Source organism: Streptococcus mitis, assembly GCF_002096855.1.
In the GTDB taxonomy this organism is placed as follows: domain Bacteria; phylum Bacillota; class Bacilli; order Lactobacillales; family Streptococcaceae; genus Streptococcus; species Streptococcus mitis_Y.
Genome location: NZ_NCVH01000029.1, coordinates 87,653 through 112,600, shown reverse-complemented (window position 1 = coordinate 112,600; position 24,948 = coordinate 87,653). Strand labels below are relative to the sequence as shown.

At 41.1% G+C, this 24,948-nt stretch carries 25 protein-coding genes; 2 read left to right on the top strand and 23 right to left on the bottom strand.

Annotated features, from left to right (window positions below; translation table 11 throughout):
• Positions 1-15: 15 nt before the first annotated feature.
• From B7698_RS03885 to B7698_RS03865, 5 genes are all read right to left on the bottom strand, one after another.
• On the bottom strand, positions 16-3,114 hold the full coding sequence (locus B7698_RS03885; protein ID WP_084864703.1) for a pilus expression-regulating Snf2 family helicase: 3,099 nt from the start codon (positions 3,112-3,114) through the stop codon (positions 16-18).
• Between the two features lie 92 nt (positions 3,115-3,206).
• Positions 3,207-4,373: a MalY/PatB family protein gene (locus B7698_RS03880; protein WP_084864702.1), complete on the bottom strand. Its 1,167-nt coding sequence runs from the start codon at positions 4,371-4,373 to the stop codon at positions 3,207-3,209.
• 7 nt (positions 4,374-4,380) lie between these two features.
• Positions 4,381-5,475, bottom strand: coding sequence for a cystathionine gamma-synthase (locus B7698_RS03875; RefSeq protein ID WP_084864701.1), 1,095 nt, complete (start codon positions 5,473-5,475; stop codon positions 4,381-4,383).
• 141 nt (positions 5,476-5,616) lie between these two features.
• Entirely contained in the window at positions 5,617-7,575 is a 1,959-nt protein-coding gene (locus B7698_RS03870; protein WP_084864700.1) for a peptide ABC transporter substrate-binding protein, read from the bottom strand.
• Positions 7,576-7,776: 201 nt separating this feature from the next.
• Positions 7,777-9,399 carry a putative polysaccharide biosynthesis protein gene (locus tag B7698_RS03865; RefSeq protein WP_084864699.1) on the bottom strand — a complete coding sequence of 541 codons (1,623 nt, stop codon included), beginning with the start codon at positions 9,397-9,399 and terminating at the stop codon, positions 7,777-7,779.
• Positions 9,400-9,504: 105 nt separating this feature from the next.
• Between B7698_RS03865 and B7698_RS03860 the strand changes: the two genes are divergently transcribed.
• A complete protein-coding gene (locus tag B7698_RS03860; protein WP_084864698.1) occupies positions 9,505-10,950 on the top strand; it encodes a UDP-N-acetylmuramoyl-L-alanyl-D-glutamate--L-lysine ligase in 1,446 nt (481 codons plus the stop codon).
• Positions 10,951-10,987: 37 nt separating this feature from the next.
• Here the strand turns inward: B7698_RS03860 and B7698_RS03855 are convergent, their stop codons facing one another.
• From B7698_RS03855 to B7698_RS03780, 16 genes are all read right to left on the bottom strand, one after another.
• Positions 10,988-11,188: a CsbD family protein gene (locus tag B7698_RS03855; RefSeq protein WP_084864697.1), complete on the bottom strand. Its 201-nt coding sequence runs from the start codon at positions 11,186-11,188 to the stop codon at positions 10,988-10,990.
• A gap of 101 nt (positions 11,189-11,289) precedes the next feature.
• A complete protein-coding gene (locus tag B7698_RS03850; RefSeq protein WP_084864696.1) occupies positions 11,290-11,940 on the bottom strand; it encodes a DUF1803 domain-containing protein in 651 nt (216 codons plus the stop codon).
• Entirely contained in the window at positions 11,924-12,436 is a 513-nt protein-coding gene (locus B7698_RS03845) for a YiiX/YebB-like N1pC/P60 family cysteine hydrolase (protein ID WP_084864695.1), read from the bottom strand. The genes B7698_RS03850 and B7698_RS03845 overlap by 17 nt, the downstream gene beginning before the upstream one ends.
• A gap of 86 nt (positions 12,437-12,522) precedes the next feature.
• Positions 12,523-13,458 (bottom strand): manganese-dependent inorganic pyrophosphatase, encoded by a 936-nt coding sequence (locus B7698_RS03840; RefSeq protein WP_084864694.1) that lies wholly within the window; start codon positions 13,456-13,458, stop codon positions 12,523-12,525.
• Between the two features lie 85 nt (positions 13,459-13,543).
• Positions 13,544-13,828 (bottom strand): GIY-YIG nuclease family protein, encoded by a 285-nt coding sequence (locus B7698_RS03835; protein WP_084864693.1) that lies wholly within the window; start codon positions 13,826-13,828, stop codon positions 13,544-13,546.
• Positions 13,818-14,567 carry a tRNA1(Val) (adenine(37)-N6)-methyltransferase gene (locus B7698_RS03830; protein WP_084864692.1) on the bottom strand — a complete coding sequence of 250 codons (750 nt, stop codon included), beginning with the start codon at positions 14,565-14,567 and terminating at the stop codon, positions 13,818-13,820. The genes B7698_RS03835 and B7698_RS03830 overlap by 11 nt, the downstream gene beginning before the upstream one ends.
• A gap of 52 nt (positions 14,568-14,619) precedes the next feature.
• The gene (locus tag B7698_RS03825) at positions 14,620-14,982 is read right to left on the bottom strand and encodes a S1 RNA-binding domain-containing protein (protein WP_000689605.1); all 363 of its coding nucleotides are present in this window, start codon (positions 14,980-14,982) and stop codon (positions 14,620-14,622) included.
• Between the two features lies 1 nt (position 14,983).
• Positions 14,984-16,384 (bottom strand): bifunctional Cof-type HAD-IIB family hydrolase/peptidylprolyl isomerase, encoded by a 1,401-nt coding sequence (locus B7698_RS03820; protein ID WP_084864691.1) that lies wholly within the window; start codon positions 16,382-16,384, stop codon positions 14,984-14,986.
• Between the two features lie 79 nt (positions 16,385-16,463).
• Positions 16,464-16,967: a GNAT family N-acetyltransferase gene (locus B7698_RS03815; protein WP_084864690.1), complete on the bottom strand. Its 504-nt coding sequence runs from the start codon at positions 16,965-16,967 to the stop codon at positions 16,464-16,466.
• Between the two features lie 173 nt (positions 16,968-17,140).
• Entirely contained in the window at positions 17,141-17,380 is a 240-nt protein-coding gene (rpsR, locus tag B7698_RS03810; RefSeq protein WP_000068664.1) for a 30S ribosomal protein S18, read from the bottom strand.
• A 31-nt stretch (positions 17,381-17,411) separates the two neighbouring features.
• Positions 17,412-17,882 carry a single-stranded DNA-binding protein SsbA gene (ssbA, locus tag B7698_RS03805; protein ID WP_000609606.1) on the bottom strand — a complete coding sequence of 157 codons (471 nt, stop codon included), beginning with the start codon at positions 17,880-17,882 and terminating at the stop codon, positions 17,412-17,414.
• An 11-nt stretch (positions 17,883-17,893) separates the two neighbouring features.
• Positions 17,894-18,184: a 30S ribosomal protein S6 gene (rpsF, locus tag B7698_RS03800; RefSeq protein WP_001151778.1), complete on the bottom strand. Its 291-nt coding sequence runs from the start codon at positions 18,182-18,184 to the stop codon at positions 17,894-17,896.
• Between the two features lie 148 nt (positions 18,185-18,332).
• A complete protein-coding gene (gene asnS / locus B7698_RS03795; RefSeq protein ID WP_084864689.1) occupies positions 18,333-19,676 on the bottom strand; it encodes an asparagine--tRNA ligase in 1,344 nt (447 codons plus the stop codon).
• 149 nt (positions 19,677-19,825) lie between these two features.
• Positions 19,826-21,004, bottom strand: coding sequence for a pyridoxal phosphate-dependent aminotransferase (locus B7698_RS03790; protein WP_084864688.1), 1,179 nt, complete (start codon positions 21,002-21,004; stop codon positions 19,826-19,828).
• Positions 21,001-21,489, bottom strand: a complete 489-nt coding sequence (locus B7698_RS03785) for a cell wall elongation regulator TseB-like domain-containing protein (RefSeq protein ID WP_192855096.1) — start codon at positions 21,487-21,489, stop codon at positions 21,001-21,003. The genes B7698_RS03790 and B7698_RS03785 overlap by 4 nt, the downstream gene beginning before the upstream one ends.
• A 186-nt stretch (positions 21,490-21,675) precedes the next feature.
• Positions 21,676-22,872: an MFS transporter gene (locus B7698_RS03780; protein ID WP_084864686.1), complete on the bottom strand. Its 1,197-nt coding sequence runs from the start codon at positions 22,870-22,872 to the stop codon at positions 21,676-21,678.
• Between the two features lie 419 nt (positions 22,873-23,291).
• Between B7698_RS03780 and B7698_RS03775 the strand changes: the two genes are divergently transcribed.
• The gene (locus B7698_RS03775) at positions 23,292-23,840 is read left to right on the top strand and encodes an NADPH-dependent FMN reductase (protein WP_084864685.1); all 549 of its coding nucleotides are present in this window, start codon (positions 23,292-23,294) and stop codon (positions 23,838-23,840) included.
• 124 nt (positions 23,841-23,964) lie between these two features.
• Here the strand turns inward: B7698_RS03775 and yaaA are convergent, their stop codons facing one another.
• Both yaaA and B7698_RS03765 read right to left on the bottom strand, forming a co-directional pair.
• Positions 23,965-24,693 carry a peroxide stress protein YaaA gene (yaaA, locus tag B7698_RS03770; RefSeq protein WP_084864684.1) on the bottom strand — a complete coding sequence of 243 codons (729 nt, stop codon included), beginning with the start codon at positions 24,691-24,693 and terminating at the stop codon, positions 23,965-23,967.
• 78 nt (positions 24,694-24,771) lie between these two features.
• On the bottom strand, positions 24,772-24,936 hold the full coding sequence (locus B7698_RS03765; protein ID WP_192855101.1) for a YczI family protein: 165 nt from the start codon (positions 24,934-24,936) through the stop codon (positions 24,772-24,774).
• Between the last annotated feature and the right edge of the window lie 12 nt (positions 24,937-24,948).

The window sequence follows — 24,948 nt, the reverse complement described above, 5'->3', positions numbered from 1 at the left end:
TATTGTCTTGATTTTTCAAGTGCTGGCTTCAGAAATTCCCAAAATTTCTCTAATTTCTGCTAGGGTCAGACTGCCACGTGACTCTGTTCCATCCAATACTTGTGACACCAGATGTTTCTTTTGTTCTTGGAGTTCCTGAATTTTTTCTTCAATGGTTCCCCTGGTCACTAAGCGATAAACCTCAACCGTTTCTTCCTGACCCATCCGATGGGCACGGCCAATAGCTTGCGCCTCCACCGCAGGATTCCACCAAAGGTCAACCAAGATTGCTGTATCAGCACCTGTCAGGTTCAGACCGACACCACCAGCCTTAAGAGAAATCAGAAAGGCATCTCTTTCCCCTTGGTTAAAGGCTTTGGTCATGTCTTGCCTTTCCTTGGCTGGGGTCGAACCGGTAATTTTAAAGGAAGTCAAGCCCAAGTCTGGCAATTCTTGTTCAATTTTCTCCAACATTCCCTTGAACTGCGAGAAAATCAAGACACGGTGTCCGCCGTCTGCCACCTGTACCAGCAGGTCTCGGAGACTATCCAGTTTGCCACTGGTTCCCTGATAATCTTCCATAAAGAGGGCAGGAGTGTCACAAATTTGACGCAAGCGCATCAGACCAGATAAGATTTCCACCCGACTTCGCTGGAATTCCTGATCTGACACTTGAGCTAGACGGTCCCGCATCTGTTGCAACTGGGCTAGGTAGATCGCCTTTTGCTGGTCTTCCAGTTCATTTTTATAAACCACTTCAATCAAGTCTGGCAATTCAGTCAGAACTTCTTCTTTCTTGCGCCGCATCACGAAAGGTTTGATAAACTGAGCAACGCGCTCAGCTGGTAATTTCATAAATTCTTTCTTGCTTGGCAAAAGTCCTGGCATGACGATTTGGAAAATAGACCACAACTCACCCAGATGGTTTTCAATAGGAGTTCCTGACAAGGCAAAAACCGACGGCACCACAAATTGTCTCAAGGTCTGGGCGATCTTAGTCTGGGCGTTCTTCATGACCTGAGCCTCATCTAAGAAAAGGAAGTCAAAGTCCATCCCCTGATAAAAATAACTGTCCTGACGGAAGGTAGCATAGCTAGTTACATAGATTTGATGGCTTTCAGCAAGAATCTCTTCACGACTAGCTTTCAAGCCATGAACAACAACTACATCCAACTGTGGGGCAAACTTTTGAAATTCATCTGCCCAGTTGTAGATTAAACCTGACGGAGCTAAAATCAAGACCCGACTTTCTTTTGTCACTTGACTGGTCAAAAAAGCAATGGTCTGCAGGGTTTTACCAAGTCCCATATCATCAGCCAAAATCCCACCAAAACCATAGTGATAGAGCATCTGCAACCAACGAATTCCCTTTTCCTGATAATCTCGTAAATCAGCCTGAACCTGAGTTACTTGCAAAGGAAAGTCCTCTGGATGCGTCAAATCCTGGGCCAGATTCTGGAATTCTTGTGAAAAAGAAACACGGTCACGTCCTTCAAAGAGATGAGCTAAACTATAAGCCAAGGATTTCCGAGCCTGCAAGGCCCCATCTTTTAATTCAAATTGTCCTAGTTCCTGTAGATTTTGGCGAATTTTCTTGGTTTCTTCATCAAAAAAGTAAACTTGATTGGACGAATCAATGTAAAAATCCTTATTGGCAACCAAGGCCTGCATGGCTTGGTCAATTTCCTCTTGGGCAATATCTTGAAAATCAAACTGGATTTCCAAGAGACCTCCCTTGGAAGCAATCTGTACTTGGGGACTCGCTAGGTTATAGAGTTCTTCTAACTTGTCTGATAGGTCAACATTCCCGAGTTTTTCAAAGACTGGAATGATTTCATGGAAGAAATGATAAACAGACTCTGCTTTTAGGGCCTGACGCCAAGATTGAAAATCTGCTTCAAAGCCAGCTGCCAAACAGGATTGGAAAACTCTTTCTTCTAAGTCAGCATCACTCGAAAATGGTAATTCTTCCAGCTCTTGCCGGCTAGATACCTGTCTATTTCCATAATCAAACTGGATTTCTAATCGAATCCGATTATCCTCTTCCCTGTCAAAGTAAAACGATGGCGAAAAAGTTTTGATTTGTAAGCGTTCCGGAGCTGAAACGGTCCCCATCTGGCTAAAAAGAATTAAACAAGAAGCCAACTTATCTCGGTCACTACTATCAAATTGCAGGTATTTCTTTCCATGCTGATCCAAAGGCAACACTTTGATTTCCTTGAGAAGACGCATCTGCTGGTCTGTTAGAAAATAAACCTGACCTTTATGGAAAAGCACAGCTCCCTGATAAAAGACATTGACCCTTGGACTCTCACTGATTTCCATTTCAAAATAATCCGAGTATTCTGTTACTGTAAAGGCAAATAGATTGGCATCCGCATGCAAATCCTGAAAAAGGAGGGTTTGGTAGCTATCCACTTGATGGTCAAATTGAAAATGGGGCAAGGCCATCAGTAAATTCACACCCTGCTCAAAAAAGGTCAGAGGAAAAAAGAGGTGCCGACCTTGGTTTTGGAAAAAAAGCTCTAAACTAAGTCCTTCCTCCGTTAGTCCGTGCAAGAAAGTCAGAAGCTCTTGGCTGGCCTCATCAAAGGATTCCCAAGACAGAGACTTCTCATAGGTCTTACCAATCATATAAGGTTTTCTCTTCTCGACGACTTTTAAAAAGAGTGGAATATCCCGAATGACATAGTATTTTTGACTACTGATTTGCCCGATTCTCAGAGTCCACAAGATACGATTGGTTCCTGCTTCCACTTGTCCTACAGCCGATAAATCATAGGCTCGGTCTGGGTTTGGAGACAAGATTCGATCCAAAAATTTTCCACCCAAGGTCACCTTGGTTTCAACGGCCTCTTTTTCCTCATGACCTTCTTCCAGACTCTGCAAGATTTCCTGACCACGCTCATCATTTTTCAGAAAATGCTCCAGAGCTGCCAAATGCACACAGTAGCCCCTCTTTTGGAAAAAATCACAGGCACAAAAAACCAAATCATCCTCTAAACTATAGCGCAGTTCTTCTTCTGCAACGCGAGCGTAGAGCCGATTATTCTTTTCCTTGATGATGTCAACCTTACCAGTTTCATAAAGGGCAACGCCTTCGATACGGACTTTCCCCGGAATCAATTTAGCCATATTTTTACCTTTACCTTATCTTTTTATTATACCATATTTTCCCCTATGAAAATAGCCTTCTAGAGATACTTTTCTCCTAGAAGGCTGGATTTTTAACGTTTGGCAAAAGTCGTCACAATTCGCTGACAAACTTCTTGCAGCAGGGATTTAGGCATGGCTACATTGAGACGGGCATGGAGACTTCCTTCCTCCCCAAAATCCAAACCACGGTTGAGGATAACCTTAGCTTCATTTCTCAACAGCTCTTGCAATGTTTCATCAGTCAGGTCATAGGCTGAAAAATCAAGCCAAATCAAGTAGGTTCCTTGCGGTTTCATGACCTTGATTTTAGTCTCTTTTCCAAATAGTTCCACCACATAATTGATGTGGTCTTCAAAGACTTGCTTGAGTTCCTCTAACCAATCCTTCCCATAGCGATAAGCAGCTTCTGTCGCCAAATAGCCCAAGCCTGAAATTTCATGCTGATTATTGGTCAACTGGCGTTTCTGGTAAGCCAGTCTCAACTTAGGATTTTCAATGACTGCATAGGAATTTTTTGTCCCAGCAATATTAAAGGTTTTAGTAGCACTGGTCAAGACGATAGCAAATTCTTTAAAGTCAGGGTTGACAGTATTGAAGGAATGATGCTTGTGACCAAAGAGGGCCAAATCTTGGTGAATCTCATCTGAAACCAAGAAAACACCGTGTTTTTGACAGAGTTGGCCAATCTTGTCCAACACTTCCTTTTCCCAAACACGTCCACCAGGATTGTGAGGATTGCAGAGAATATAAAGTTTGACATCCTCTTCCACCAAATCCTTTTCAAGTCGGTCAAAGTCAATCTCAAACAGACCATCCTTTTCCACCAAAGAATTGGTAATCAATCTACGGTTGTTCAACTTGATACTGCGAGCAAAAGGTGGGTAGACAGGCGTGTTAATCAGAACCGCCTCGCCTTCTTTTGTAAAGGCTTGAATAGCTGTTGAGATAGCTGGTACCACACCCTCGATAAAGACAAGAGCCTCTTTGTCAAAGTGGTAACCGTGTTGTGTGGCTTCCCACTTTTGAACTTCCTTAATTAACTCTTCACTGGCATAGGTATAGCCATAAACCAGTTGATCAGCGTAAGTCTGCACGGCTTGGCGGATTTCAGGCAAGACTACAAAGTCCATATCCGCTATCCAAGCTGGTAAGACTTCACTATCCGTTTCTGCTTCTTTCCATTTATAGGTATGGTGCCCTAAACGATTGGGCAGGCTTGTAAAATCATATTTTCCCATCTTTGTCTTATCCTTCCAAGGCTTGGCGCAAATCTGCAATCAAATCTCTAGCATCCTCAATCCCAATAGACAAACGCAAGAGGTCATCTGTCAAACCATAAGAATGGCGCACTTCTGCTGGAATATCAGCGTGAGTTTGAGTTGTTGGATAAGTGATAAGACTTTCTACCCCACCTAAACTTTCCGCAAAAGAGAAGACCTTGAGGCTGTTCAAAATATAAGGAATGCGTTTTTCATCTGCTACTTTAAAGGAAATCATGCCTCCACGACCAGTGTAGAGAACTTCCTTAACTGCTGGAGAATCCTTCAAAAAGGCAACCACTTCTTGGGCGTTAGCTGTTGAGCGCTCCATACGAAGAGACAAGGTCTTGAGACCACGAATCAATTGATAACTATCAAATGGAGACAAGACTGCCCCTGTCGTATTGAGATTATAAAAAAGCTTCTCGTATAGTTCTAAACTATTGGTCACAACCACTCCAGCCAAGACATCATTGTGCCCTGCTAGATACTTGGTTGCTGAATGAAGAACGATATCTGCTCCATCTTCAATTGGACGTTGGTAAATAGGGCTATAGAAGGTATTGTCCACCACCACTTTAGCACCCTTAGCATGAGCCAATTTTGCTAGTTTTTCGATATCAAATTCCAACATCAAGGGATTGGTTGGTGTTTCGATATAGAGAACATCCACGTCCTTTTCTAACTCGGCAATCAACTCTTCTTCTGTATTAGCATAGGTAAAATGGAACCGACCTTCCTGCTCGACTTGGTTGAACCAACGGAAAGAACCCCCATACAGATCGCGTACAGCCAAGACTTTACTTCCTACTGGAAAAACACTAAAAGCCAGTACAATCGCAGCCATTCCTGAGCTCGTCGCTAGGGCATAGTCTGCTGATTCGATTGCCGCCAAGACCTCTTCCGCCTTACTGCGAGTTGGGTTTTTAGTACGGGTATAGTCAAATCCAGTAGACTGGCCAAACTCTGGATGCTGATAAGTGGTTGAAAAATGAAGTGGCGTCACCAAAGCACCTGTCGCTTTATCTGACTTAATACCCGCCTGGGCCAAAATTGTGTTGATGTGTAATTCCTTGCTCATACAATACCTCCAATTCTATAGTAACTATTGTACCACTTATTTTCATCAACTCATTTTCTTCTTTTCAAGAGCTAGTTATAGTTTCAAACTATATAAAAAACGACAGTTTCCTTCGAAACCATCGTTTTTCTTGAAAAATCCTTATTTGACATGTTTTGCCAATTCTTCTTGGGCTTTTTTATTGGATTCTTCTTTTTCTTTCAGCCATTTTTCTTTGGCTTTTTCATATTCATCTTTTGTGACTGTTTTATCTTGTACTTTGAGATATTTATATGATTCGATACCTTTATTACCAGCTAATGAATATGGTGTTGAGAAAGGAACAATTTTTCTCAATGTTGGTGTTCCGCCTAGTGAAACATTTGGAATTGCTAGAGAGCTATCTACTAACCAAGCTTGAGCATCAGCATATTTCTCATAACGTTTAGCTGGATCTTGCTCCTTATTGGCTTCTTCCAACATTTGAGTGTAGACATCCAATCCAACAGCCTTGGCCTTGTCATTGGCTTCACCTGGCTCTAAACCTAGATTTTGCATCAAACCACCAGAATTAACATTAAAGACATCAAGATAGGTTGAAGGGTCTTGATAATCTGCACTCCAACCACCGTTGTAAAGATCATAATCTTTCTGAGCAGCAGTTTGAGCCAGATAGCTTGTATTATCAAAGTCCTCAGTAGAGAGTTGGTGAACATCAATCACAACATTATCTGAACCCAAGACAGATTCAATTGATTGTTTCATGGAATTAATTCCTTGAATCTCTGCCTTATTCGTCAAATCTACTGTTTTATCTAAGTGGATAGGGAATTGAATTCCTTTAGCTTGGAGTTCTTTCTTAGCTTCTGCAAATTTAGCCTTGGCTTTTTCAGGATTATAGTATGGATCCTGGGCATCCGCAAAGTTGATTCCTTGCCATTCTTTACCATAATTCACCATCTTAGAGGCTACTACTTCACCAAAGTCTTTCCCGTTGATACTTACGAAGTTTGGAGGAACGACGAGGTTACGCAAAATCTTAGTTGCCCCCTCTTCTCCTTGAGATTGAGCCCCGTAAGCTGTACGGTCATAGGCAAAATTAATGGCTTGACGGAAGTTTTTATTAAGAACTGCTTCTTGAGTCGATTTCTTCTCAGCATCACTTGTTTTGGAAGTGAATTTATAAGATTTTCTATCTAGGTTAAAGTTTAAGAAGTAAGAAGTAGCATCTTGCAAGCTATAGATGATATTGTCCTTATTCTTTTCTTTAATTCCTTCAAAGCTTGAGCTATTTGGGTAGAGACGCGCGTAGCTATAGACTCCTTCTACAAAGTTACGTGCTAGTGCATCTTGGTCACTACCATCATAATAGGCCAATTTCACATCATCCACAAAGACATTTTTTTCATCCCAGTAGTTGGGATTTTTCTTGAATTCGATAACAGATTTTGAAACAAACGATTTCATTAAGAAAGGTCCATTGTACAAAATACTAGAAGGGTCTACCTTACCAAAGTCATCCCCTTTTGATTTCAGGAAGTCTGCATTGACAGGGAAGAGAATGGTTGAAGTTGTTTTAGAATTCCAATAAGGTTCTGGACGTGTCAAAGTATACTGAACTGTTTGGTCGTCAATCGCCTTAACACCGACAGTTGAAAAGTCAGTTGTTTTCCCGTTGATATAGTCATCCAAACCTGCTACAGAGTCTTGAACCAGGTACAAGGCTTCGGATTTTTTATCAGCAGCATATTTCAACCCAGTGACAAAATCTTGCGCCGTTACAGGGGCGTATTCTTCACCCTCATAGGTATACCATTTTGCATCCTTACGCAATTTGTAAGTATAGGTCAAACCGTCCTGAGAAACAGTCCAATCCTCTGCCAACGATGGAACATAGTTACCGTATTGGTCATTTTCCATCAATCCATCTACCAAATTAGTAACGATGTCGTTGGTTGTTGCACGGTTTTCTGCAAGATAGTTCAAACTAGATGGATCGCTCGAATAAACATAGTTATATGTTTTAGAAGAACTACTTGAGTTTCCACATGCGCTCAGTAAGATACCTGCGCTTAACACGACACTTGCTAGTGTCAGATACTTGGCCTTAGACTTTTTCATTTCCAGAACCTCCTGTTTAAAAGTTTTGCCTTATTATACAGCTTTAGTTTTATTTAGTCAAGCAATTTCTGAAGAAAAACTTAAAAAAGCATATTTTTTGCTCTTAATTTTAGAAAAAGTTCTCTTTTTTAAGAAAAATGTAGTATAAAAACCTTTCTATTAAAGAAAGGTTAAATTCATTACTTTTATTTATAAATCTTTTTACGATATTTTCAATCGTGTACGTAGTCGATCTGCTTGAGCTTTGCCGATTATCTTGTCCAAGAGTCGTGTCCGTAGGCTCATCAAACCATAAAGCCCTCCTCCAAGCCCTCCGATGAGAGCCACATAAAGGAAACTCCAGAAACGTCCACTTGGTTGGAAGACAAAACCGAGTAGCCACTGCAAGAAGCCAACTAGGATAAACATAACAAGGGTCAAGATGGTAATCAAAATGGTTCGCTTCAAGATTATCTTTCGACGAGCACCCGTTACCTGGCAGATGTCTCGGTACATCAAGACATTTGGAATAATCAAGCCGATAGTCGTTGAAATCAAAGGACCGTAGCTGTGGAAAATGGCAATGGTTGGCAATTGCAAGACGATCTTAGCAATGGAACCATAGACAAAGTATAGAACTGCCTTGCGGTTTCGGAACATGGCCTGAAGCATAGGAGACAAGACCATATACAAGCCTAGGATAGTAGACTGCAAAACTGCAAAGACAAATAAGCCCATGGCCAGACTATCTGGCTTACCGTAAAAAACTGTATAAAGAGGCTCCCCTACCATGACCACTCCAACCGTTGCCGGCAGTAGAAATAAGAAGAGCATGGTAAGACTATCTTGGACTAGGCGAGCCGCCGCCTGCAAGTCGCCTTTTACATAGTTTTCCGTCAACAGCGGCAAACCGACACTCCCAATCGAAACTCCTACAGAGATTAAAATCATAGTAATTTTATTAGGATTGGCAGAGAAATAAGAAAACATGACAACCAAGTCTTCATTACTATAGTTGGTAAACCACTTCATACTATTGATAAAGGTCATCTGGTCTAAAATCTGGAAGAGCTGGATGGCTGATCCTGTCAGGATAAAGGGAATGGCTTCCTTGATCGTATCGACTAAGAGTCGCTTACTATTGATTTTATCCCGTGTTTCAAAAACTCTTTTAAGCAAACCTTCTTGAGCAAGGAAGTAGATCAAAACTGCAAAACTTGCCACCATCCCCACAAAGGCTGCAAAGGTGGATTGGGTAACCGCTGCTAGATAATCTCCTGAACCGAGCTTCATAATGATAAAGGTCGCTAGCAACATCCAGATAACACGGATCACCTGCTCGGCGATTTGACTCATAGCATAGGGTTTCAGGTTATTCATCCCTTGGAAGAAACCTCGGATGACACTCATAGATGGGAAAATCAAGACTGCCCAAGCTAAGCTCTGCATGATAGGAATCAGGTCTTTCCCTACACCTGACAAATCTGCTAACCAGGGAGAAAAGAGATACAAGACCAAAGCAAAGACTAAGCCCAAGCCCGTCATAAAGCTTAGAAAACTCCGAATCAAGGCAAAGCTATGCTCTTCTTCTCGCATGGTATTGTACTTAGCCACTTGTTTGGCGACCGCAACTGGGATACCCGCTGTCGAAATCAGCAAGAACCAGGCGTAAATATTGTAGCCCATAGTAAAGAGTCCATTTGCCTTGGCAGCATAGGTCCCCATCCAGATATACCAGGGAATAATGTAGATAGCACCAAGGAGGCGACTAATAAAGTTACTAGCTGTTAGCCAAGCAGTTCCTCGCAACATCTGGGCTTGCTGGTGATTGTTTTCGTTAGACATAGCTTCCTCATTCAATTTTGATAACTAGGAAAAGTTCCTTATCTTCCATTATAAACTTTTCCTTGTTACTTGTAAAATTCGGGCTTGAAGTTTATAATAGAAAGTATGATTAAGATTGAAACCGTATTAGGTATTTTAAAGAAAGATGGCCTTTTTCGCGAGATTATTGACCAAGGTCATTACCACTACAACTACAGTGAAGTTGTTTTTGATAGCATCAGTTATGACAGCCGAAAAATAAAAGAAGGGACTCTTTTTTTTGCAAAAGGTGCTGCCTTTAAAAAAGAATACCTCCTATCCGCTATAACGCAAGGATTAGCTTGGTATGTCGCAGAAAAGGACTACGAGGTCGGTATCCCTGTCATCGTTGTGAACGATATCAAGAAAGCCATGAGTTTGATTGCTATGGAATTTTACGGTAATCCACAAGAGAAACTCAAAATTCTCGCTTTCACAGGAACCAAAGGAAAGACAACATCTGCTTACTTTGCATACCACATTCTATCTCAACGCTACCCAACAGCTCTCTTGTCAACCATGAACACAACTCTGGATGGCGAGACCTTCTTTAAATCTTCCTTCTCAACACCTGAAAATATCGATCTTTTTGACATGATGGCTCAGGCTGTTAAGAATGGTCGAACCCATCTTGTAATGGAAGTTTCTAGCCAAGCCTATCTTGTTCATCGAGTCTATGGCCTGACCTTTGATGTAGGTGTCTTTCTTAACATCACACCTGATCACATCGGACCAATTGAGCATCCGACTTTTGAAGACTACTTCTACCACAAACGTCTCTTGATGAAAAATAGCCGAGCAGTTGTCATTAATAGCGACATGGACCACTTTTCTGTACTGAAAGAACAAGTTGAACATCAAGACCATGATTTCTATGGTAGTAAGTCAGACAACCAAATCGAGAACTCCAAAGCCTTTAGCTTTTCAGCCACTGGTAAACTTGCTGGAGATTATGATATCCAGTTGATTGGACACTTCAACCAAGAAAATGCCGTTGCTGCAGGACTTGCCTGCCTCCGTCTTGGAGCTAGTCTTGAGGACATCAAAAAAGGAATCGCTGCAACCCGCGTTCCTGGTCGTATGGAAGTCCTCACACAGAAAAATGGAGCCAAGGTTTTCATCGACTATGCCCACAACGGGGACAGTCTGAAAAAACTCATCAATGTGGTTGAAACTCATCAAACTGGGAAAATCGCTCTGGTTCTTGGCTCTACAGGAAACAAGGGGGAAAGTCGTCGCAAAGACTTTGGTCTCCTCCTCAATCAACATCCTGAGATTCAAGTCTTTCTAACTGCGGATGACCCCAACTATGAAAATCCAATGGCCATTGCTGAAGAAATCAGTAGCTATATCAGTCATCCTGTTGAAAAGATTACCGATCGCGAACAAGCCATCCAAGCAGCATTGGCCATCACAGACCAAGCACTCGATGCTGTGATTATTGCAGGTAAGGGAGCTGATTGCTACCAGATCGTCAATGGAGTGAAAGAAGCCTATCCTGGAGATGCAACTGTCGCAGAACGTTATCTATAAAATCAAAAAATCAAGGGAAGTTTTCCCTTGATTTTTTTTAGTCTTCTTTCTTAAATGAGTTTTTAAGACCTTCAACGGCACCTTCTACAGCACCTTTAGCATCTTCAACAACTTCTTTGGCTTTGGCAACTGTCTTTTCTACAGCGCCTTCTGCTTCAGTCTTGCCATCCCCAGTAACTTTACCAAATCCTTCTTTGATAGCACCAGTTGCTTGATCCAATTTATTTTCAAGTGACATAGTTCTGTCTCCTTTGCTTTTAATACGATAAACGTTATCGCTTACATTTAGTTTATGCTTATTCTTTAGTAAAGTCAAACAATCTGCTCAAAATAAAGCAATTAAGGTAAATAGAAAGTCAACCGTTCCTTGTCGAAATCAACAGCCAACTCATACTTCCCTTCTTTGTTTTGCACAACATAACCCAAGACGACTAGACTCTCAACGAAGATATCACGGCGTTTCTGAATTAATTGATCTTTTTTGAGAAATTTTAGCAAAAAAGTTGTCATATATTTGAGGACATACTCAGGATTGACATCTCCCAAAATGTCATAGAGTTCCTGCTGTTTTTCTGTCAAAGGATACTGATGTTTGACCTTGTAGAAATAATTAGACAGGGTCATTTTTGATCTCGCAAAGTCCGTCTTTTCAACTAAAATAGCTGCATTGGTTTGATTTCGTAATTCTGTCTCAAAACTCTGCTCTAACAAGGCTTGATAGATTGTACTATCTTCGCAGACAAAAATCTCTTGATCCAGTTCGAGACTATCGAGTGATTCAAGCATAGGAAGATTAAGGTAATAACGCTTATTTTCCCGTAGAATCAAGCCTGCCTTTATATACTCTTCCATGAGTTTGTCAACTGATACATCTGGAAAATTGGCCTTAATTTCCCGTAAAATCACATCCTCATGCTGGTCCAGATAGCGGATTAATTCTCCAAAAAATGGCTGTCTCGTCAAACGAGATGGATTAAAAATCTGAATCATGAAGATTCCTTTCTTTACATACTAACAGAGGCGATGCTGCCAACTGACTGGGATTGGTCCCAGCTTGGTTCAGAGGAACAGGCAGACCTAGTTCTCTGTAATACTCTCTCCAAAAATCACTAATCTCCTGCTCCACATCTCCAAATTTCATGGGAATAGTTTCAAAAATGGGGAGAATTTCTGCCATGTACTGGGAACAGTAGAAACCAGCTTCATCTGGATAGAAAGAAGCATTATAAGGAGCTCCCAGATGTTTGCAAGCTTTTTCCTTCACAGACTGGATATCCATTTCTGAGTAAACATAGAGGTCGTACAAGTGATTGGGCTCAAAGAAGTCTGCCGGTTCTTGATAGACAACACCAGCCTGTCCACTAGCGTGGTAAATCATCCCATCCAAATAAATGGCAACATGGTTATAGTTGCCTGTGGAAATCTGAATGGCCTGTCCCATATCTGACTCATCTCTCACAAAAATCAAATCGCCATTTTCTAACATGCTTCACTCCTAGAAAAAAAGGAGCCGAAACTCCTTTCGATATAATTCAAACTAGCCTTTCCTAATTTGAATTAACACTCAAAATCTTACGCATTAAAGCTTTCAGTCAATTGAGGCACCACTTGTTTCTTACGTGAAACGGCACCAGCAAGGAAGGCATGATTGTTTTTAAGTTTGAAGTTGAAGGCCGCTTCGACCTTGTCCATGTTAGCACCAAGTGCTAGGATTTCTGAGTTTGAGTTGACGATATCTGTAATCATCAAGACAAAGTCAGAGTAGCCGTTTGCTGTGTTAGCAGCTTGCATTGCAGCTTCGATTTCTGCTTGACGTTCCAAAACTTCAGCGATATCAACTGTGTTTACTTGGGCAACACGGACATTATTTCCGTTCAATTCAAAAGTCTTAGCATCAATGTCAATCAATTCGTCAGCAGATTTGCTGGCCAAGTTTGTACCAGCTTTCAACATAGCCAAACCATATTCTTCCAAGTTGACACCAGCCAATTCAGCTAATTCAGGAGCAATGACTGTATCTGTTGGATGTGTTGTTGGTGATTTCAAAAGAAGAGTATCTGAAATCAAACCTGAAAGCATCAAACCAGCGATTTCTTTAGGAACAGCTACACCATGTTCTTTGAACATACGGTAAACGATTGAAGACGCTGACCCAACTGGCTCCAAACGCATGTAAAGTGGGCTTGCAGTTTCAAAGTTAGCCACACGGTGGTGGTCTACAACACCATAAACTTCTACTTCAGCGATATCTGATACAGATTGTTGGAATTCATTGTGGTCAGTCAGGATAACTTGCTCTGCACCTTCTGCTTTGGCAGAAGTGATAACACGCGGTGCTTCCACACCAAAATAGTTCAAGACAAAGGCTGTTTCTTCATTTGGAGTTCCAAGGGCAACAGCTTCCGTATCCAAACCGTAAGCTTCTTTTGCAAGGTAGGCAAAGGCTACAGATGACCCAATGGCATCTGAGTCTGGATTTTGGTGACCAAATACTAGAATCTTAGACATGATAATACCTCATTTTGTTTATTCTCTTTATTGTAGCATTTTTTTCGCTTTTTGACAAAAGCAAGAGGAGTCAAAGGACTCCTCGTTAGACATCAATATGGTTGACTAGATTTTTCTCTTGATTTTCAGATAAAAATCGTTCTTTCTGTGGACGTTTCTTTCGTTTGAGGAGAGCTTCGGCAGACATGGCTTCTTCCTTAGTGGCAAAACCCTCTACATAGATGAGTTTGACTGGCAAGCGAGCTCGGGTATACTTGGCTCCCTTCCCACTATTGTGGACAGCGAGGCGTCTTCTCACATCAGTCGTATAACCTGTATAGTAGGATCCATCACGACACTCCAGCACGTACATATAAGCCTTATGATCCATAATAAATCTCTTCAAGTTCCGGCGTATAAGAGCCATCATCATTGTGGACAATGAGAGGTGGCAAGACCTTAAAGCCACTTGTCGAGCCATCCTTGATAGCCTCAATCAAAAGCATATTGGCTTCCTTTTCTCTTTTTGGATAAACAAACTGCAGGCGCTTGGGAGCTAGATTATGCCGTTGTAACGTATCCAAGATATCTAAAAGTCGATCAGGACGATGAACCATGGCCAAGCGTCCATTGGATTTGAGAATACTTTGGGCACTACGACAGATTTCTTCCAAATTAGTCGTGATTTCGTGGCGAGCCAAGAGATAATGTTCGCTCTCGTTCAGGTTTGAATGAGGATCCACCTTGAAATAGGGTGGATTACACAAAATCATATCCACCTTACTTCCCTGAATGTAAGCAGGCATATTTTTCAAATCATCACAGATGACCTCCATCTGCTCTTCTAAACCATTCAAACGGACAGAGCGTTCAGCCATATCCGCCAAACGCTCCTGAATCTCAACAGCCAAAATCTGTGCCTGAGTCCGAGTGCTAGCAAATAGCCCCACTGCTCCATTTCCAGCGCAGAAATCCACTATCAAGCCCTTCTTAGGAAAACGTGGAAAACGTGACAAGAGAACACTATCCACCGAATAGCTAAAAACCTCTCTATTTTGAATGATTTTAATATCTGTCGAAAAGAGCTGGTTAATGCGCTCTCCTGATTTTAATAATTGTTCTTCTTCCATGGTCCTATTATAGCAAATTTATATTAACATTACAAAAGATAGAAATTTCTAACTAGTGCTTCTGATTCTTCAAATGTTGAAGGGCTTCCTTGGTCCAAATTGGCATCATTCGTTTGAGAGGAGCGAAGCCGTAGTTAAAACGGTCGCTTGAAAAGCGTCTCCGTCTCGGAAACTGGTGCTTTTCTTCCTCCAAAGTGCGGATAGAAAGACTAGCTTTCCCTGTAAATTCATCTAAATCCACTACTTGAACTTGAACCTCTTCATCGACTTTCAAGGCTTCTTGGATATTTTCAATAAAGCCTGTACGAATCTCTGAAATGTGAATCAGCCCCGTATCACCCGTCTCTAGCTCAACAAAGGCACCATAGGGCTGAATCCCTGTAATACGGCCCTTTAGCTTATCACCGATTTTCATCTTAGTCCTCGATTTCAATTGTTTCAATCACGACATCTTCAACTGGCTTATCCATAGCTCCTGTCTCAACAGCAGCAATAGCGTCCAAGACAGCGTAAGAAGCTTCATCAGCTAGCTGACCAAAAACAGTATGACGGCGGTCTAGGTGAGGGGTCCCACCTTGGTTGGCATAGATTTCTGCGATCGGTTCTGGCCAACCACCACGAGCAATTTCTTTCTTAGAATAAGGCAAATGTTGATTTTGCACGATAAAGAACTGGCTACCGTTGGTATTTGGACCAGCATTGGCCATGGAAAGGGCACCACGGATATTGTAAAGTTCTTCTGAGAATTCATCCTCAAATGATTCGCCGTAGATTGACTCGCCACCCATACCAGTTCCAGTTGGGTCTCCACCTTGAATCATAAAGTCCTTGATAATACGGTGGAAAATGACACCATCATAGTAACCATCTTTTGAAAGAGCTACAAAGTTAGCCACTGTTTTAGGAGCATGTTCAGGGAAAAGCTTGATACGCAAGTCTCCGTGATTGGTCTTAATAGTCGCGATAGGACCTTCTACTGTTTCAATGTCTACTTGTGGGAAATGCAATTCTTTTTCTACCATACCAAATCCTTCTAAGGCATCAAAAATGCCATCTTCTTCTAATGTTTTTGTAATATAATCTGCTTTTTCTTTGATGTTATCATGAGAAATTCCCATTGCAACGCTGATTCCAGCATAATCAAAGAGTTCCAAGTCATTCAGCCCATCTCCAAAAACCATGACGTTCTCTGGTTTCAAGCCAAGGTGTTCCACAACCTTTTCCACACCCGTCGCTTTGGAGCCTGAAATCGGAACAATATCAGACGAATGCTCATGCCAACGAACCATGCGGAGTTTGTCTGAGAGACTATCAGGCAAGTGCAAGTCATCTCCCTTATCTTCAAAAGTCCACATCTGATAGATATCTTCTTTTTCATGGAAATCTGGATCTACATCTAAGTCGGGATAAATTGGATTGATAGCCTCACTAATCATATCGGTGCGAGTCGACAACTTGGCATCATGACTCCCAACCAAGCCATACTCAATTCCCTCTTGCTTGGCCCAAGAGATATACTCCTCAACATCTGACTTCTCAATCTGATGCTGATAAATGACCTGACCTTTTTTATCTTCAATATAGGCACCATTTAAGGTTACAAAAAAGTCAGGCTTGAGCTCACGAATCTCTGGAACGACACCAAAAATCCCTCGTCCAGAAGCAATACCTGTCAAGATTCCTTTCTCACGTAATTGCTTAAAAACAGTTGGGATTGAAGACGGAATAAAACCAGTCTTGGAATTTCGCAAGGTATCATCAATATCAAAAAAGACAATCTTGATTTTCTTTGCCTTATATCTTAATTTGGCATCCATCTCACTACCTCTTTCAATCTAACTCTTTCCATTATACCATAAAGTAGCTAAATCCCCTATTTTCAAAAAGTTTTCAGTTTTATTGTAAGTCCTTGAATAAGTATAAAACTAAATCATCATCATTTTGACAACTTGCACCCATTTCTAGCGGTTTATTTCTATACCAGACACCTGTCCCATCTGGAATGTAGCCCCGTCTGATATACAATCTCTGGGCAGGGCCATAGCCTAAGTGCAAACCTACACCAAGAGTGACCTTACTCGAAACAAACTTGACTCGTTTTTCTGCTTCTTCTAGCAGTTGATTCCCAATCCCTTGATTTCGAAAATGCTCAAACACATTAAAATCTGATAATTCTGGATAGACTTCTGCAAAAGGACCATGTTTAGCAGAGGGCAAAATGGTAACGTAACCCGCTACAACACCATCAATCTCTGCAACTAAGACTCCTCTCTCCCCACTTTCCTGTTCCAGAAAATATCTAACCAAAATTTCCTCTCTACCAGGCCAACCTTGATTGATAAATCCATGAGATAAGGATTCAATATCAGACTTAATCATATTTCTAATCGTACAATTCATCTTTGACTTACCCACCTTTACTCTTTCTATTACCATTATAGCACGCCAAGGTCAGAAAAAAACTATCTCGTAAAAAAAAAGACCCAACCGGGTCTGAAAAAGAGGTCCACCCGGACCCAACTCGCTCTCTCATTTCAAGGCTCGTGAAAAAGAGGTCCACCCGGACCTCTTTTTTAATCTTCGTTTACGAAAGGCATCAAAGCCATTACGCGAGCGCGTTTGATAGCTGTTGTTACTTTACGTTGGTTTTTAGCTGAAGTTCCTGTTACACGACGAGGAAGGATTTTCCCACGTTCTGAAACGAAACGGCTAAGAAGCTCAGTATCTTTGTAATCAACATATTCAATTTTGTTTGCTGCGATGTAATCAACTTTTTTACGGCGTTTGAATCCGCCACGACGTTGTTGAGCCATGTTTTTTCTCCTTTATAATTTTAGTTGTCCATTAGAATGGTAAATCATCATCTGAAATATCCAAAGGATTCGTTGCTCCAAATGGATTTTCATCACGTGAAAAGTCTGGTACTGAATTTGTAGGCGCTGAATAGTTTGCAGTTGGTGCAGAATAAGCTCCACCTGTGTGACCCTCACGCACACTACGGCTTTCCAACATTTGGAAATTCTCAGCCACGACCTCTGTCACGTAGACACGTTGTCCTTGCTGGTTATCGTAACTACGAGTCTGGATACGACCTGTCACCCCGATAAGTGAGCCTTTTTTAGCCCAGTTAGCAAGGTTTTCAGCCTGTTGGCGCCACATAACGACATTGATAAAATCAGCCTCACGTTCACCATTTTGACTCTTAAATGTACGGTTTACTGCAAGAGTAAAAGTCGCAACTGCTACATTTGATGGGGTATAACGTAACTCAGCGTCACGTGTCATACGCCCTACAAGTACAACATTGTTAATCATAGTTTACCTTCTTACGCGTCAGTTTTGACGATCATGTGACGAAGAATGTCAGCGTTGATTTTTGAAAGACGGTCAAACTCTTTAAGAGCTGCATCGTCGTTTGCTTCAACGTTAACGATGTGGTAAAGTCCTTCACGGAAATCTTTGATTTCGTATGCAAGACGACGTTTTTCCCATGATTTTGATTCAACAACAGTTGCACCGTTGTCAGTCAAGATAGAGTCAAAACGTGCTACCAAAGCGTTTTTCGCTTCTTCTTCAATGTTTGGACGAATGATATAAAGAATTTCGTATTTAGCCATTGATATGTTCCTCCTTTTGGTCTAATGACCCCAAGACTTTGCAAGGGGTAAGTGAGGTTTGCTCACAATTAACTATTATACTAGAAAAACTGATAGATAGCAAGATAAAAGTGAAAAAAGAAGATGAAAATATCTTCTTTTTACTAGTTTACGGTTTGATACGGTGCAACATACGTGGGAATGGAATGGCTTCACGGATGTGTTTGGTTCCAGCTGCGAAGGTTACCATACGCTCGATACCGATACCAAATCCACCGTGTGGCACTGTACCGTATTTACGAAGGTCAAGGTAGAATTCGTATTCTGTACGATCCATTCCAAGTTCTTCCATCTTAGCGACAAGGGCATCATAGTCTTCCTCACGCATAGAACCACCGATGATTTCTCCATATCCTTCTGGTGCAAGCAAGTCTGCACAAAGCACGCGCTCTGGATTTCCAGGAACTGGTTTCATGTAGAAGGCCTTGATAGCTGCTGGGTAGTTCATAACAAAGGTTGGTACACCAAAGTGGTTTGAAATCCAAGTTTCGTGTGGTGAACCGAAGTCATCACCATGCTCAAGATGTTCGTAGTCAGCATCTTCATCGTTTTCATGCTCTTGCAAGAGATCAATCGCTTCATCATAAGTGATGCGTTTGAATGGCTCAGCAATGTAGCGTTTCAAAAGTTCTGTATCACGCTCCAATGTTTCCAAGGCTTGGGGAGCACGGTCCAATACACCTTGGAGCAAAGCTTTTACATAAGCTTCTTGCAAGTCAAGTGACTCATCATGTGTCAAGTAGGAGTACTCAGCATCCATCATCCAGAACTCTGTCAAGTGACGGCGTGTTTTTGATTTTTCAGCACGGAATACTGGACCAAAGTCAAAGACACGACCAAGAGCCATAGCTCCCGCTTCTAGGTAAAGCTGACCTGATTGACTCAAGTAGGCTGGAGTTCCGAAGTAGTCTGTTTCAAAAAGTTCTGTTGAGTCTTCTGCAGCATTTCCTGAAAGAATTGGGCTATCAAATTTCAAGAAGCCATTCTTGTCAAAGAACTCATAGGTTGCATAGATGATAGCGTTACGGATTTGCATGACCGCTACTTGCTTACGAGAACGGAGCCACAAGTGACGGTTGTCCATCAAGAAGTCTGTTCCATGTTCTTTTGGCGTGATTGGGTAATCTTGTGATTCACCGATGACTTCGATGTCTGTGATATCGAGTTCATAGCCAAACTTAGAACGCTCATCTTCTTTGACAATCCCTGTCACATAAACAGAAGTCTCTTGGCTCAAGTGTTTGATCGTTTCAAATTTTTCAAGACCTACCTCTTCACCAAATTTTTCGATAAAGTTTGGTTTGAAAGCCACACCTTGGAAGAAGGCTGTTCCGTCACGCAATTGCAAGAAGGCAATTTTCCCTTTTCCTGATTTATTGGCAACCCAGGCTCCGATGGTCACTTCTTGACCAACGTAGTCTTTTACTTCGATGATTGTTACACGTTTTGTCATGTTTTATCTTCCTTTTTTTGTTTAACTTGTCTAAAGACATTATTACCCACTATTGTACCACAAATAATGCCTGATAGCTAGATTCTATCAGAGAAAAATCTCAGGTTTTATCCAAAAAAACCTCCGTCAAGACGACGAAGATTTTATTTTTATTTTTCCATAAATTTATGCAGACGACGAATAGATTCTTTGAGTGTATCTAGGTCTGTCGCATAGCTGAGACGGACATTCTCTGGTGCTCCAAATCCTGCTCCTGTAATCAGGGCCAGACCAACTTCCTCAAGAATAGCCGTTGTAAATGCTGTTACGTCTGTATAGCCTTTCATCTCCATAGCTTTTTTAACATTTGGGAAGAGGTAGAAAGCTCCTTGCGGTTTGACTACTTCAAAGCCAGGGACTTGGCACAAGAGAGGATAAATGGTATTGAGACGTTCCTCGAAAGCCTGACGCATGGTTTCTACAGAGTCTTGTGGACCAGTTAAGGCCTCGATTGTTGCGTATTGTGAAACAGCGGTTAGGTTAGAGGTTGTTTGACCAGTCAATTTGCTCATAGCAGCAATAATTTCTGGATCACCTACTGCATAACCAACACGCCATCCTGTCATAGCATAGGCCTTAGACACTCCATTGATAACAATAGTTTGTTTGCGAATAGCTTCTGAAAGACTTGAGATTGGAACGAACTCATTACCGTTATAGACCAAGCGACCATAGATATCATCTGCTAGGATGAGAATATCCTTTTCTACAGCCCAGTTTCCGATGGCCAAGAGTTCCTCACGAGAATAGATCATACCGGTAGGATTAGATGGTGAGTTAAGAACCAAGACTTTGGTCTTACCTGTGCGAGCAGCTTCTAATTGCTCCACAGTTACTTTAAAGTGATTGTCTTCCTTGGCTTGGACAAATACTGGAAGACCTTCAGCCATCTTAACCTGATCCCCATAGCTGACCCAGTAAGGAGTAGGAATGATTACCTCATCTCCAGGGTTGATAACAGCCATAAAGAAAGTATAAAGGGAAAACTTGGCACCAGTCGCAAAAGTCACCTCGTTAGCTGCTACAGAATACCCATAATAACGTTCAAAATAGGTATTAACCGCTGCTTTCAATTCAGGCAAACCCGAAGCTACCGTATAGAAAGAAGCGCGACCATCTCGAATGGCTGTAACCGCAGCATCCTGAATATTTTCAGGAGTATGAAAATCAGGCTGACCTAAAGTCAAGAAAAGAACGTCTTTTCCTTCGGCCTTTAACTTCTTTGCTCTTGCATCACTAGCCAGAGTAACACTTTCTTCAATCTCTAAGACACGTTTGGATAATTTCATTGTTTCTCCTTTTCGACTAAGGCGCCAGATTCAAAATCTACCAGATAATAGTCTCCTCTGGACTTGATTTCCCAGACAGGCTTTTCAGCGTACCGTCCGAAGGTAATCTTGTCGATCTCAGTTGTTCCTTTTTCTCTGACAACTGCTTCTGCTTTTTCTTGAGAAGTTCCATTTTCTAGTTGATATACGTAAATATTGTTGCTACTTTTCTCTATTAAGACAGCAACTGGTTTCTGGTTCTTATCTTGGCCAAGAACACTATAATAGCTTTCTAAACCATTGAAGATATCAATCTGGCTAACCGTTTCTAGATTTGCATACTGCTTAGCAAGTCTTTCACCTTCTACCTTTGCAGTTTGATAAGGCTTCATGCTGAGCCATACCAAGTAGAGAAAGGAAGAAGTGATGACTAGAGTTAACAAAGTTATACCAATAATGTACTGAAATAATAGGGAATTTTTTTCTTTTTTCTGTCTCTTTTTCACTCGTCTATTTTACCATCTATCCTAGTGAATTACAAGTGAATGCAAGAACAAACCTATATTATTTCTTACTTCAAAGCAAACCGATTTTTCTTGATTAAAACCGAGCAAGAAAAGTAAAGACGGCTCCAAAATCAACCTATTAAAAAACCTGAGCTTAGTACTCAAGTTTTCGTAAGTTCTTTTAATCTATGGAATTATTTTATCATCTATTCTTTTAGCCATTTTTCCTAAAAAAACAGGCAATAGAAGGCTAATCATGACTAAAAAGAATCCTAGATAAAGAAATGTTACTACAAAGCCTAAATTGTCAATCAACCAGCCTGTCAGTGGAAAGAAGACAATCATACTCAGGCTAAACATCATAGAGTAGACACTCAGCATAGTTGCCCTCACTTCACTTGGAAGGCGCTCTTGCAAATCGTTGTCAAAAATCGGCTGAAAAAGAGCATATAGAGCGTTACTAATCAAATAAATCAAAATATAGATTAGAGGTGTCCCAAAGTAGGACAGCATATAGGTGACTCCAGTCAGCAGGACGAGGACAGGGAAAAGCTTCAAGGCAGCATAGTTCTTTCCAATCCTACTCGCTAGATAGACTGCGACGATATTTAAGAGACTACCAAGTAGCATAACTGCTGAAATTTGCCAACCACTTAAATCTGGTAACTGATTTTGATAGTAAAAGTAAAACATGCACATGAGTACTCCGACAATCTGAGACAAAATCATCCAGTTGAACAGCATGGGATTTCGCTTCAACTCATCCTTAACAGTCCAAATAATCTGTTTCATGGTCACACTATCAGCTTTTTCTAGCTTGACACTAGGTTCTTTCAGCATCCAAATCAGGAAAAGAACTATGATAGATGTCGCAATCATGATATAGTAGGTCAGGTGCAATTGACCATGGACAAAAAATCCCGCCAATACTGTCCCCAAAGAACGAGTTCCTTCTGCTACTCCTGACATGAAACTTGAAATGGATAGATAGCGTTCTTTTAGTCCAGCCTCTACAGCCGAGTCATAAACCATTGCTGCGCTTGTGCCTGAATCAAAATTATAAGACAAGGCACTTACCGCCATCGCTAAGGCATAAATCCAAAAATTTCCCTGCCCAGCCAACATAAGAATAGAAGACATAATCCCTGCTATTCGACTTAAATAAAGGTTGGTCTTATAGGAATAGCGGTCAGCTAACATTCCAGATGGAATTTCACAGAGAAGACTGGTAGTATGAAAAATACTCTCCAGAAGTCCAATCTGCCAAAGAGACATGCCGTTTTGACTGAGAAAGAGAATCCAAAAACTGGTAATCCCTAGAAATGCAAAAAACTCAACTCCAGCCATAAGGCCAATATTTTTCCGATAATTTCTTATTAACATCTTTTCTCCTTAACAAGTGTATTATTATTTCTTTTGTCCGTCACTTGTTAATCTTTGCCTTACATGATCTCCACCCCTTTTAGAAGCATTCTTCAATGCGATTATTGTTCCTTTAATTGTTTATGAAATGATACCGGAAAATAGCTGTTATGCGGTTTCTATTGCGAGTTTTCTTATTTATTTTAGCACTTATGTCATCATATTACAAGAGAATGTTAGAATACTCTTCGAAAATCAAATTCAAACCAGAATCCAAAAAATAGTTCTTACTTTTCCAGTGGCAACTGACTAGAGTTTCAGCAATTTTATAATTTTCAAATAAACTCTGAGCAAATTTCTTGCAAGTTCTTTTGTTATGTTGTAATATGTTTCATAACAACGAGAGGTTTCTCGGAAATTTAAGAAAAAGGAGACACATCATGTCTAAAAAAGTATTATTTATCGTCGGATCACTACGTCAAGGTTCTTTTAACCACCAAATGGCTCTCGAAGCTGAGAAAGCACTTGATGGTCAAGCAGAAGTTAGCTACCTTGATTATTCAACCCTTCCTCTCTTCAGCCAAGATTTAGAAGTTCCAACTCACCCAGCTGTAGCTGCTGCTCGTGAAGCGGTTCTCGCTGCGGATGCTATCTGGATCTTCTCTCCAGTCTACAACTTCTCTATCCCTGGAACAGTGAAGAACTTGCTTGATTGGCTATCTCGTGCCCTTGACTTGTCTGATACACGTGGCGCTTCTGCCCTTCAAGACAAGTTTGTCACAGTATCATCTGTAGCCAATGCAGGTCACGATCAACTCTTCGCTATCTACAAGGACCTCTTGCCATTTATCCGTACACAAGTCGTTGGTGATTTCACCGCTGCACGTGTTAACGACTCTGCCTGGGCAGATGGAAAATTGATTCTTGAAGAAACAGTCCTAAACTCACTCGAAAAACAAGCTCAAGACTTGGTCAATGCGATCAAGTAACTAACATAATAAAAGCGAACAAGACTACTTTTCTGACACTCAGAAGTCTAGCTTGTTCGCTTTTTCTCATTTATAAACTAAAATAGCTGATGATACATATTGCCAAATACAAAATATCTGATTTCTATACTTCCTTAACAAAAACCAATTCCTGTGGCTGTGACAAATCTTCTCGGTAGTTAAATCCAGCAAAGCTTAAGCGACGAGCTTCTTCCACCGTCTGTACTTGATTTTCTATCAGGACTGTTAGGAGGGCACCACGCGCTTTCTTGGAAATGGTTGAGTGAATTTTCAGCTGGCCGCCTCTATCCTCCATGAATTTGAAGGTCACCATCTTTTCTCTGATTTCCTTAGAAAATACGGTCTCAAACTCGGATGACAATAGAGAGAAAATCACTTCTTCCTGCTTCACAGCTTCATCGTAGGCTACCTTCCAATGGCTCTTCAAAGTCTTACCAGCGACTTTTAATTTCATCAAAAAGTCCAAACGGTGAGGGCCCATAGGTGACAAGGCTGGAACGACACCGTACAAAGCCGAAGTAATAAAGACATGATTTTCAAGATAATCTTGTTCAACCTCAGTCAATTTATCTCGCTTGATATGGCGATACATGAGCCCATCAAAAAGTTTCAAGGCTGGGTAGTGTTGAGCAATTTGCCTTTTCAAAGCTTGGATATTTTGAAATTCTTCCGCCGCCTTCTCAACTGATACCTTGTAAAAACTCTCCAATTGACTAGCAGAATAGAGAGCCAAGGCATCCAGCACAGCCTGACTTTCTGGTTTTAAAGGAGCGGCTTCAATACTCGGCAAGTCTGTGTTCATTTCTTTTGCTGTTGGGATTAAAATTTTCATATTAATAGTGTAGCATATTTTTTAGCCACTACCAAGAAATTCATCTGAAAAACCTCGGTTTGACCGAGGTTTCTCTGGTTATTTTGGCCATCCTAACCAGACAGCCACGAGAACAAGGGCTATGCCAACTAAGCTTGTTAAGATAGATAAGAATGTATCTTTTTTCTCCTTGAACTGAGAAAAACCTATCTTCAAAGCGAGCAGTCCGAGTAGCATTGAAGCAAGCATCAAATAAAAACCCATTTGTTTGTCCTC

What these genes read in the sequence shown, in the direction of transcription:
- B7698_RS03885 (WP_084864703.1), bottom strand. Translation starts at nt 3,114, where the DNA reads ATGGCTAAATTGATTCCGGGGAAAGTCCGTATCGAAGGCGTTGCCCTT.
- B7698_RS03880 (WP_084864702.1), bottom strand. Translation starts at nt 4,373, where the DNA reads ATGGGAAAATATGATTTTACAAGCCTGCCCAATCGTTTAGGGCACCAT.
- B7698_RS03875 (WP_084864701.1), bottom strand. Translation starts at nt 5,475, where the DNA reads ATGAGCAAGGAATTACACATCAACACAATTTTGGCCCAGGCGGGTATT.
- B7698_RS03870 (WP_084864700.1), bottom strand. Translation starts at nt 7,575, where the DNA reads ATGAAAAAGTCTAAGGCCAAGTATCTGACACTAGCAAGTGTCGTGTTA.
- B7698_RS03865 (WP_084864699.1), bottom strand. Translation starts at nt 9,399, where the DNA reads ATGTCTAACGAAAACAATCACCAGCAAGCCCAGATGTTGCGAGGAACT.
- B7698_RS03860 (WP_084864698.1), top strand. Translation starts at nt 9,505, where the DNA reads ATGATTAAGATTGAAACCGTATTAGGTATTTTAAAGAAAGATGGCCTT.
- B7698_RS03855 (WP_084864697.1), bottom strand. Translation starts at nt 11,188, where the DNA reads ATGTCACTTGAAAATAAATTGGATCAAGCAACTGGTGCTATCAAAGAA.
- B7698_RS03850 (WP_084864696.1), bottom strand. Translation starts at nt 11,940, where the DNA reads ATGATTCAGATTTTTAATCCATCTCGTTTGACGAGACAGCCATTTTTT.
- B7698_RS03845 (WP_084864695.1), bottom strand. Translation starts at nt 12,436, where the DNA reads ATGTTAGAAAATGGCGATTTGATTTTTGTGAGAGATGAGTCAGATATG.
- B7698_RS03840 (WP_084864694.1), bottom strand. Translation starts at nt 13,458, where the DNA reads ATGTCTAAGATTCTAGTATTTGGTCACCAAAATCCAGACTCAGATGCC.
- B7698_RS03835 (WP_084864693.1), bottom strand. Translation starts at nt 13,828, where the DNA reads ATGGATCATAAGGCTTATATGTACGTGCTGGAGTGTCGTGATGGATCC.
- B7698_RS03830 (WP_084864692.1), bottom strand. Translation starts at nt 14,567, where the DNA reads ATGGAAGAAGAACAATTATTAAAATCAGGAGAGCGCATTAACCAGCTC.
- B7698_RS03825 (WP_000689605.1), bottom strand. Translation starts at nt 14,982, where the DNA reads ATGAAAATCGGTGATAAGCTAAAGGGCCGTATTACAGGGATTCAGCCC.
- B7698_RS03820 (WP_084864691.1), bottom strand. Translation starts at nt 16,384, where the DNA reads ATGGATGCCAAATTAAGATATAAGGCAAAGAAAATCAAGATTGTCTTT.
- B7698_RS03815 (WP_084864690.1), bottom strand. Translation starts at nt 16,967, where the DNA reads ATGAATTGTACGATTAGAAATATGATTAAGTCTGATATTGAATCCTTA.
- rpsR (WP_000068664.1), bottom strand. Translation starts at nt 17,380, where the DNA reads ATGGCTCAACAACGTCGTGGCGGATTCAAACGCCGTAAAAAAGTTGAT.
- ssbA (WP_000609606.1), bottom strand. Translation starts at nt 17,882, where the DNA reads ATGATTAACAATGTTGTACTTGTAGGGCGTATGACACGTGACGCTGAG.
- rpsF (WP_001151778.1), bottom strand. Translation starts at nt 18,184, where the DNA reads ATGGCTAAATACGAAATTCTTTATATCATTCGTCCAAACATTGAAGAA.
- asnS (WP_084864689.1), bottom strand. Translation starts at nt 19,676, where the DNA reads ATGACAAAACGTGTAACAATCATCGAAGTAAAAGACTACGTTGGTCAA.
- B7698_RS03790 (WP_084864688.1), bottom strand. Translation starts at nt 21,004, where the DNA reads ATGAAATTATCCAAACGTGTCTTAGAGATTGAAGAAAGTGTTACTCTG.
- B7698_RS03780 (WP_084864686.1), bottom strand. Translation starts at nt 22,872, where the DNA reads ATGTTAATAAGAAATTATCGGAAAAATATTGGCCTTATGGCTGGAGTT.
- B7698_RS03775 (WP_084864685.1), top strand. Translation starts at nt 23,292, where the DNA reads ATGTCTAAAAAAGTATTATTTATCGTCGGATCACTACGTCAAGGTTCT.
- yaaA (WP_084864684.1), bottom strand. Translation starts at nt 24,693, where the DNA reads ATGAAAATTTTAATCCCAACAGCAAAAGAAATGAACACAGACTTGCCG.
- B7698_RS03765 (WP_192855101.1), bottom strand. Translation starts at nt 24,936, where the DNA reads ATGGGTTTTTATTTGATGCTTGCTTCAATGCTACTCGGACTGCTCGCT.